At 48.7% G+C, this 8,300-nt stretch carries 8 protein-coding genes; 5 read left to right on the forward strand and 3 right to left on the reverse strand.

What is annotated here, in order from left to right; translation table 11 throughout:
• The first annotated feature begins 385 nt into the window (after positions 1-385).
• Positions 386-1,912: a serpin family protein gene (locus tag E1189_RS04555; RefSeq protein WP_196221200.1), complete on the forward strand. Its 1,527-nt coding sequence runs from the start codon at positions 386-388 to the stop codon at positions 1,910-1,912.
• Between the two features lie 127 nt (positions 1,913-2,039).
• Positions 2,040-2,540 (forward strand): GNAT family N-acetyltransferase, encoded by a 501-nt coding sequence (locus tag E1189_RS04560; protein ID WP_155158873.1) that lies wholly within the window; start codon positions 2,040-2,042, stop codon positions 2,538-2,540.
• A gap of 19 nt (positions 2,541-2,559) precedes the next feature.
• On the opposite strand, the gene E1189_RS04565 is transcribed toward E1189_RS04560, so the two are convergent.
• Together E1189_RS04565 and E1189_RS04570 are read right to left on the reverse strand one after the other, a co-directional pair.
• Positions 2,560-3,435 (reverse strand): cation diffusion facilitator family transporter, encoded by an 876-nt coding sequence (locus tag E1189_RS04565; protein WP_155158874.1) that lies wholly within the window; start codon positions 3,433-3,435, stop codon positions 2,560-2,562.
• 98 nt (positions 3,436-3,533) lie between these two features.
• Complete coding sequence (locus E1189_RS04570; protein WP_155158875.1) at positions 3,534-3,779, reverse strand: glutaredoxin family protein; 246 nt, start codon at positions 3,777-3,779, stop codon at positions 3,534-3,536.
• A 211-nt stretch (positions 3,780-3,990) separates the two neighbouring features.
• Between E1189_RS04570 and E1189_RS04575 the strand changes: the two genes are divergently transcribed.
• From E1189_RS04575 to E1189_RS04585, 3 genes are all read left to right on the forward strand, one after another.
• The gene (locus E1189_RS04575; protein ID WP_155158876.1) at positions 3,991-5,970 is read left to right on the forward strand and encodes a monovalent cation:proton antiporter family protein; all 1,980 of its coding nucleotides are present in this window, start codon (positions 3,991-3,993) and stop codon (positions 5,968-5,970) included.
• A gap of 133 nt (positions 5,971-6,103) precedes the next feature.
• Entirely contained in the window at positions 6,104-7,702 is a 1,599-nt protein-coding gene (locus tag E1189_RS04580) for a hypothetical protein (protein WP_155158877.1), read from the forward strand.
• 78 nt (positions 7,703-7,780) lie between these two features.
• Complete coding sequence (locus E1189_RS04585; protein WP_155158878.1) at positions 7,781-7,990, forward strand: DUF2970 domain-containing protein; 210 nt, start codon at positions 7,781-7,783, stop codon at positions 7,988-7,990.
• A gap of 46 nt (positions 7,991-8,036) precedes the next feature.
• On the opposite strand, the gene E1189_RS23565 is transcribed toward E1189_RS04585, so the two are convergent.
• The gene (locus E1189_RS23565; protein WP_196221201.1) at positions 8,037-8,204 is read right to left on the reverse strand and encodes a hypothetical protein; all 168 of its coding nucleotides are present in this window, start codon (positions 8,202-8,204) and stop codon (positions 8,037-8,039) included.
• Between the last annotated feature and the right edge of the window lie 96 nt (positions 8,205-8,300).

Below are 8,300 nucleotides of genomic sequence, written 5' to 3' on the forward strand. Positions count from 1 at the left end.
AGACTCTGTTCTGCTGTGTCGTTGATAGCATCAGGCTGCGGCAACTCTCTCCTTGCCCATGACCCTGAGTGACAGCCACAAACAAGGAGTGCCAGCAGTCAATCAAGCGTTATCACACGGCATAGTCTGTGGTTCATGCTAACCTTTTGAGCCCGCCTGAGTTACGTGACAGTGGGCTTAATATCAGGGTTGGTACTTTATGTCTCTTATAAGGCTTCTGTGGTTGTTGATGTCTGCCAGTTTACTGCAAGGATCTTTGATCTGGGCAGGGGAGGAGCCTAAAGCATTTCCTCATGGGGTAAAGGCTGTAAAACCAGGTTTTTCCGGTCATGCCATTTGTGCCCAACCTATACCCACTGAGGGTCCCAATAGTGAAGTCACACCTATGGAAGCACACATTGATGCAGTGACTGCCGAGCTATTAGGGCAGAACCCTTTAGCCAGAGAGTTTATACAAACCCATTACCCGTTAGGTCTGAACTCCGAAAATATGGTGCATGCTCTAAGGCTTCTCGCTCACATAAGCCATTACACTTCATCTGCTCAATTCTCAGAGCAAGCAGAAGCTACCCAGTTTCCACAGCCGACACCGACACCAAATGCCTTGGAAAGACAGGATGCCATGAGCCTGGGAACGGGCCTGGGTACAGGTCTGGGAACGGGTCTAGGTACAGGCCTGGGAACGGGTCTGGGAACCGCTGCTCCCTGGAGTACCCCTTCCTTTAGTTTTACCAACCCGGAGCCTGCTGCTGTACAGCAACCTTTGCTGACGGCTCACCAGCTGGTCAAAATCCTTAACCAGACAGGACTGAATCTGTTCCAGGATGCTATTAGCGGCGAGGGGGGGCAGCATAGCAATTATGTTTTATGTACACACAGTGTAATCACGCTTTTGCTTATGTTTGCACAAGGAGCTTCAGGGGAGACCCATAAGAGATTGTTAGACGCACTGGGAAATACCGGCGACATTTTGTCCCGTTTTCTTAACAGTCTGAAAACAGAAAATCGGGGAGTGGACGATACAGCATTTAACAGTGTGAACTACATACTTCTGGACATAGAGCTTGACGTCAAAAATGATTTCCTGAACAACCCCATTCTCGGGAGTAATGGTGCACAGATAAGATCGGTTATGTTCAGTAATACTCAAAGGCGCACAGAAGCCATACACACAGTTAACCAAGAGGTTTACCATCATACCCGCAGCATGATTAGTAATGCCCTGAATCAAGACATAGTTCTTCCTTCAGCGTCTTTTGTCATGCTTAATGCCTGCTATTTTAAAGGGGACTGGCTGACCCGGTTTGATTCGGTATACGGTCAGTTCATGACACCCAGTGGCCAAAAGCCGGTCCGGATGATGAAAAAAACGTCCAAGGGAAACAGAGGTGATAGTGGAAATATGGGGTATGTCTGCCACAACAACTGGCAGGGTGTATCAATACCTTATCAAGGTGGGCGATATGAAGCCATTGTTCTCTTGCCACCAGAATCTACAATTCCCGCATTCATAGACCCTTCCACTTTGGAAGCCCTTCTCGACAACATGACTCCACCCACTCAGGAACTGATGCTGATAATGCCCAAATTCAAGCTCAGTCAGACCATTAATTTGAAAGCCACTCTTGGCTGGCCTGGTGGTTTATTAGCTAATCCAGACCTGAGCCGGTTAACGGATAAATTGCCATTCACTGTTGATTTTGTACAGCACAAGGTTGTGATGGAAACTGACGAGGAGGGAACCCGGCTCGCAGCGACCACATCACTGGGGGTAAGCCTTGGAGCAGCTCCCCAGCCAATACAGGTCAAAGTTAACAGACCTTATCTGTTTATCGTCCGGGAAAAATCCAGTGGAATGATAATGTCCATCGCTCAGATATCCGACCCGAAAACCCAGATCTCTGATGATTAGTCTGGTTATCGGCCCTGCCATTTGTCCTTTCCAAACTAAAACGTGTCTTTGATGCTTTCTGTTATGAATATATGATTTCATTTGTCTGAGCATTTATGCTGCAATCGAAGCTCAAGAGATGAAAACCATGCAAATAGAAGTCAAAACATTCAGCGAACTTACAATAAACGCACTGTATGACATCCTGAAACTTAGGTGTGATGTCTTTGTCGTAGAACAGGAGTGCGCTTATCCAGAGCTGGATGAAAAAGATCGCCATCCTGAAACCCTTCACGTCAGCTTATTAGACGACAGTGGAGAGTTGATAGGCTACAACAGAATTGTTCCTCCAGCATTGAGTTATCCTGAGCCCAGCATTGGCCGAGTGGTTGTCATATCCAGCCATCGCGGGAAAGGTCTGGCGGCGCAGGTAGTCAAAGCGTCTATTGAAGTGATTCACAAACAATGGCCACAGAGAGCTATTAAAATTGGCGCCCAAGAGTACCTTTTGAGGTTTTACCAGTCCCTTGGCTTCCAGAATAATTCTGATATGTATCTGGAGGATGGTATCCCCCATCGAGATATGATTCTTCCCTACCCAAACTTTCATCAAAAACAATACGATGGTAGCAATGACAGACCTGCCTGATGAAGTTTCGGTATATTGATCAGTTTGGATCAAGGTGGATAGTAATATCCGCATCAGGCATATGAGCCAGTAAACGGTGCTCCACAACCTTACCAATGTGGTGAGCCGCTTCCAGAGTCAGACCGCCATTGATATCCAGATCCATTTGAATCACCGGCGTGACACCCGACATACGAGTACGCAGGTTATGCAAATCCAGCACCCCTTCCACAGCCAGCACCTGCTCTCGAATCAGCTGTTCCTTCTCTTGATCCAGTGCCTGATCCATCAGCATCTGGATCGCCTGCCAGGCTACCGTTCCTACACTGAAAATCATATAAACGGCAATCGCTATACCAATCATCGGATCAGCCAGAGGTAAGCCTGCGGTGGCAAGAATGAGCGCAATCACAACGCCAAGATTCGTCAGTAAATCCATGCGATAGTGCATAGAATCTGTTTGGATAGCCAGAGAGCCGGTCTGTTTCACTACATAATTCTGGTACATCACAAGCCCCATGGTTACAGCCATTGAAAATGCCATCACTGAAAGGGCTATCTGGTTATTTTCAATCACGGTGCCATTACTAATCCCGTTAACTGCATGAAGAATCAGAAACAAGCCAGAACCGGCAATAAAGGCTGATTGTGCTAAAGCTGCCAGTTGCTCCGCCTTGCCGTGGCCATAGTGGTGATCTTCATCGGCAGGTTTGAGGGCGATAGATATTGCCACAAGATTAATAATCGAGGCAAAAGCATCCAGCAGAGAATCCATAAAGGTGGCGAGAATACTCACCGAGCCGGTCATTCCCCAGGCCACCAGTTTAGCGACCAAAAGTACACCGGCTGTTACGACCGACGCAGTTGAAGCGCGCTTCAATAACTTCGCTTTTTGTTGCTCATTCAATGCCTGCACAGCAACTCCTGCATTATGTTGTTATTATTGCGTCAGGAAACACTTTTGGCTCAATGCACTATGACACACTCCCACGTCGCCTGAAAAGGCTCTCTGTATTACCCACGGGTTTCCCTTTCCAGAAAATGACAGACTTCCCTTTGAGAAAAAGGCCAGCCCAGCTCATGGGCACCATAGACTAAGACGGGGATACGCTCTCCATATTGCACCACCAGCCTGTCATCATCCGCAATATCCACGACCGTCACCTCAACAGGTGCCGCCAATGGCGCACTGGCAATGAGGCTCCATGCCTGATCACAGAGATGACAGCCTGCTGTTGTGTAAAACAGAACTTTTTCCATAAAAAGCAGAGTTCCTGATAGATAACAGCGAATCAGCTCCAGAGCTTGTAAATCAAGGGAAGCGCCCTCTCCTCATACTGCTATGCTGTATGCGTGCAGATTTTGATTCTGTTTTATACGCTTAGAGAGAGGCATACTGTCAAGTATGTGTACAAAAAAGCCTCACCAGGCGATCAAACCATAACAACAAACATCTAGGGGAAAGCAGAGTATGGATTTTGGTTTTTTTAACCAGCTGCTGATTATATTTTCTGTCTCTGTGTTTGCAATTGCTCTCTTTCACCGCCTGCACATTCCGGATACCCTTGCCTACCTGATGGTTGGTCTGGTACTTGGTCCTACGGCTACCGGCATTATTGACACCAGTTTTGACATTACTCTTTTAGCAGAAATTGGCGTGGTTTTTCTGCTGTTCTCCCTTGGTCTTGAGTTCTCGCTGGCCAATGTGCTGGCGATGCGACGCATTGTGTTCGGGCTGGGCGGATTGCAGGTGATGATTTGTACTCTGCTGATTGGCTTTTGTGGTTTACTGCTGGGCTTTTCTCCTGCTGGCACTTTGGTGATGGCAGCGGGTTTATCTCTCTCCTCAACAGCCATTGTCTCCAAAGAGCTGACCCGCCGGAACGAACTGCGCTCCCGGCACGGACAGCTGACTATTGGTACGCTGATTTTTCAGGATATTGCGGCAGTCCTGTTTCTGATTCTGATTCCTGCCCTTGCTGGTATTGGTGGCACCAGCCTGACAGAATCACTGCTCTTAAGCCTTGGTAAGGGTATTGGTTTTGTGGCCTTCATGGTGTTAGTTGGCCGCTACATCCTGCCCCGCATGTTCCATGAAATTGCCCGCACAAAATCTGAAGAGCTATTTGTTCTCAGCGCCATTGTCGTGTGCCTGATGGCAGCATGGCTCACCCATTTGCTGGATCTCTCCATGGCACTGGGCGGGTTTGTGGCCGGTATGATGCTGGGGGAAAGCCATTATCGCCACCAGATAGAAACCGATATCCGCCCTTTCCGGGATATTCTGCTGGGGCTGTTCTTTGTGTCTGTAGGGTTGATGCTGAATCTCGACCTGTTTATTGCAAACTGGCACATGATTCTGTTGGCGGCCACTGGGTTAATTCTGTTCAAAGCGTCCATGATCACCATGCTGGCATGGTTTATTAACAACGGTAAGAAGACAGCGATTCGCACAGGTATTTCACTGGCTCAAAGCGGAGAGTTCTGTTTTGCACTGGTGGCCCTCGCCAATCAGTTTCACCTGCTGCAACCAGGCACCAGTTCCTTTGTACTTTCAGTCACCATCGTCTCTATGGCAGCAACACCACTACTGATTCGCTACAGCGGACCACTGGCAGATTTCTTTGCCGGGCAAAAGCAGCACAAAGAGCCCCGCAACGAAACAGACGTAATCAGCCAACAAACCGAAGATGTCAACCAGCATATTCTGATTCTCGGATATGGCCGTGTGGGCCAGGCCATCAGTCACTTCCTGCGGGAAGACAATTTACCCTTTGTGGCCATTGATGATGACCCTATCCACGTTAGAGAAGCCAGCCGGGCAGGTGAGCCGGTGTTTTTTGGGGATTGCCGACGTACAGAACTGGTTCAGGCTGCAGGTCTGCATCGTGCACGTATGGTGGTCATCTGTATCGATAGCTCACAGGCCGCCCAGGATACATTGAAAGGCATTCGTTCCGTTAATCGCAATGTGCCGATCCTGATAAGAACCCGCGACGATAACAAGATGAACGAATTGAAAGCCAATGGTGCTACTCAGGTTGTGCCCGAGGTTCTGGAATCCAGCCTCGTCATCGTCAGCCATGTGCTCACTATGCTGGGCCAGCCCGAGCACTCTATTGCTCAGCGAATCCAGTCGGTGCGCCGAGAGCACTACGATATTCTTCACGGTTTCTTTTTTGGCCAGTCGGAAGCCCTGCGTACCATAGAAGGTGAACCCTGCGAGCTTCTTCACGGCGTTACCCTGCCCGACGAAGCCTGGGCCGTTGGCAAAACTGTGAGCGACCTGTCTCTTGAAAAAAGCGGTGTAATCCTTAAGTGGGTAAGCCGTGATGATGAATCTCTCCCCCTGGCCCCGAACCTGAAGCTCTACCCCGGTGACTCTCTGTTACTCAAGGGTACTCAAAAACAGATTGAACAGGGGGAAAACCGCCTATTAAGAGGGAAATAGCCCTACCCTTTACAGATCAACAGGAAAATAATCGTATTTTTTTTGTAAAATAGAACGATTCCCTTGCAGGCTCTCCAAGCAGGTCTACGCTTCCCTCTTTACGGTTGCCAATAGATGTAAAGAGGACGTGCCTATGCTGGCTCAACAAGACCTGCCGATCCTGCGAACGCTCAAAAAGCTCTACTTATCACTCCCCTTCTTGTTAGCCCTGCCTTTTATGGGATCTGCATGGGCAGAAGACGATTTAGCCACCACTCTTGTTGTACTTTACAAAGATAAAACCGGCAACGTACGCGCGGAAACAGATAACAATGGCGCAACCAAAGTCAGCTTCCGCAGCGACCTGGTGAAAAGCATTGCCAGTATTGATATAGACACTCATGCACTGGGTATTAATCCTGGTGGTGTGCGTCTGGATGGCAAGGCCATACCTTCCGAGATACCATTCAGACTCCCTCTCGGTGGACGCTTTGCCAATTCACAGGTGGATATGAGCTGGGAGCTTGTTGAGGCTCGCCCCCGCCGCTCTTCTCTGGAAACTATGGGTCGTCTTCTGATACCTTTCGCTGGTGCAGTAGCCGCTCTGGGTGGCCTTGAGCCCACCTATGACTCCGATGGCGAACTGATTCATTACGACTATGTAGGTACAAATTTCTCCCATAACGTAGGCCATTATCTGATCATGGCTACGATGCACAATCTAGCGGATGAAATCGACACCAATCTTGCGAACCTTCTGGAAGATCACAGACACCACCTTGGTGGCGTGATTTCACCGGAATGGGCTGCGAAAGGCGCTGTAGCCGTGATTATGTTCGGCGGTGGTGGCCTGAAAAATGTCAGTAAAAAGGTAGAGGGTATTGGCAAAAGCCTGAGTCTTGGTCAGGCCACTCGTTTCTTTGCCCAATCACGTACAATTTCCGTTTCCAATCTGTTTTTAGGGGAAGTATCGGGGCAGATGGTTGACAGGGTCACCAGCCTTTCACCGGAAGTGCGCAAGGTCGTAACCAAAGCTCTTGGTGGTGTGGCCACCGGTGGACTCTACACACTGCTAACCTCTGCCGCTCATGCCAAAGACAGCACAACCGACCTGCATGGCAAAATCAGTAATGCTGGCATTATCGGTGTAAGCAAGGCCGTAACGCCTTTTGTACGAGACTTTGTCGGTGATTTCACGAAAAACAAAACTCTCGAGCATATGGGCACTCATGCGGTTATGACATCCCTGACCCTGCCTATTGCAGCCGGCGTTTATGGCTTACTCTATCTTAGCTCTGATGATATTCAGTCCCTTGGAGGAGCAGGTTATCTGACTCGTCTGGCGGGCGGCAGCTTCGCAAAAATGGCTGGTTATTCCATGGGAAATATCTTTGGCAAGGACACCTTAAAATCCTATTTTGGGGACTCCTGGGGCGCACCATTAGCTATGTCAGCAACCTTCGTAGCGACAGCAATGCTGGCGAATGCCGGAATGATTCAGTACAACCGCCACTCTTTTGCCGGCTCTGCAGGCAAAGAATTTTTCCTGAAACTGCGGGATGGCATCTACATTGCCACCCTCATGAATGGCACCACCGCTGTTATTGAAGACGTCTTTCGCCGTGGAGCACCACTGGAGCAGAGTGTACGTCTAAACCTACGATTTAAACCGATACAGGTCACCAGCGTTCCCGGTTTGGCTGATACTGACTCCTCTCATGAGAATGAAAGCGAAAGGCATAGGGAACTGTAAGCTGGATATTTCATCACGCTCACGACATAGTGGTAACTCAGATTATAAATGCACAATGCGTCCTCTCGGGGAGCCACTATGCAAGACAACAAGCAACAAGATCGAAGACCGCCCGGGTTGATGTCGGTGATTCAAAGTACACTGGCTGCAGCCTTTGGCGTACAAAGTAACAAAAAGCGAGAAAAGGATTTTTCTGATGGGAAGCCCAGTCAGTTTATTATTGCTGGAATTGTGTTCACCGCACTATTCGTCCTGACACTATTGGCCATAGTAAACACAGTGATTTAGGCTCCAAGAAGCCGACAGGTTCGGCTTCTTTTCTTGCGGCCATAAGTTACTGCCCTGATACCCAGTACACTGCAACGGCTACAGCCAGAATAATCAAGGCCACAGCAGAAACTGCATCAACACGACTATCAACCGTCCTGTTCTCCTGATTACTGGCATTCTGATCAACGTCCATAGAAACACCTCTTTTTGAGTCCTTCTTATTATTGTTCATTCAAGTTATCTTGCTACAAAAAAAGCTGCAACTCTATTATCCGCTCTGCTCAGAAGGTTATACGACAACCTCTATATAATTAGGCGTCATCCTTAT

Source organism: Parendozoicomonas verongulae, from assembly GCF_009711465.1.
Taxonomy (GTDB): Bacteria; Pseudomonadota; Gammaproteobacteria; order Pseudomonadales; family Endozoicomonadaceae; genus Sansalvadorimonas; species Sansalvadorimonas verongulae.

Coding starts and splice junctions, on each gene's coding strand:
- E1189_RS04555 (WP_196221200.1), top strand. CDS start 386: ATGGAAGCACACATTGATGCAGTGACTGCCGAGCTATTAGGGCAGAAC.
- E1189_RS04560 (WP_155158873.1), top strand. CDS start 2,040: ATGCAAATAGAAGTCAAAACATTCAGCGAACTTACAATAAACGCACTG.
- E1189_RS04570 (WP_155158875.1), bottom strand. CDS start 3,779: ATGGAAAAAGTTCTGTTTTACACAACAGCAGGCTGTCATCTCTGTGAT.
- E1189_RS04575 (WP_155158876.1), top strand. CDS start 3,991: ATGGATTTTGGTTTTTTTAACCAGCTGCTGATTATATTTTCTGTCTCT.
- E1189_RS04580 (WP_155158877.1), top strand. CDS start 6,104: ATGCTGGCTCAACAAGACCTGCCGATCCTGCGAACGCTCAAAAAGCTC.
- E1189_RS04585 (WP_155158878.1), top strand. CDS start 7,781: ATGCAAGACAACAAGCAACAAGATCGAAGACCGCCCGGGTTGATGTCG.
- E1189_RS23565 (WP_196221201.1), bottom strand. CDS start 8,204: ATGAACAATAATAAGAAGGACTCAAAAAGAGGTGTTTCTATGGACGTT.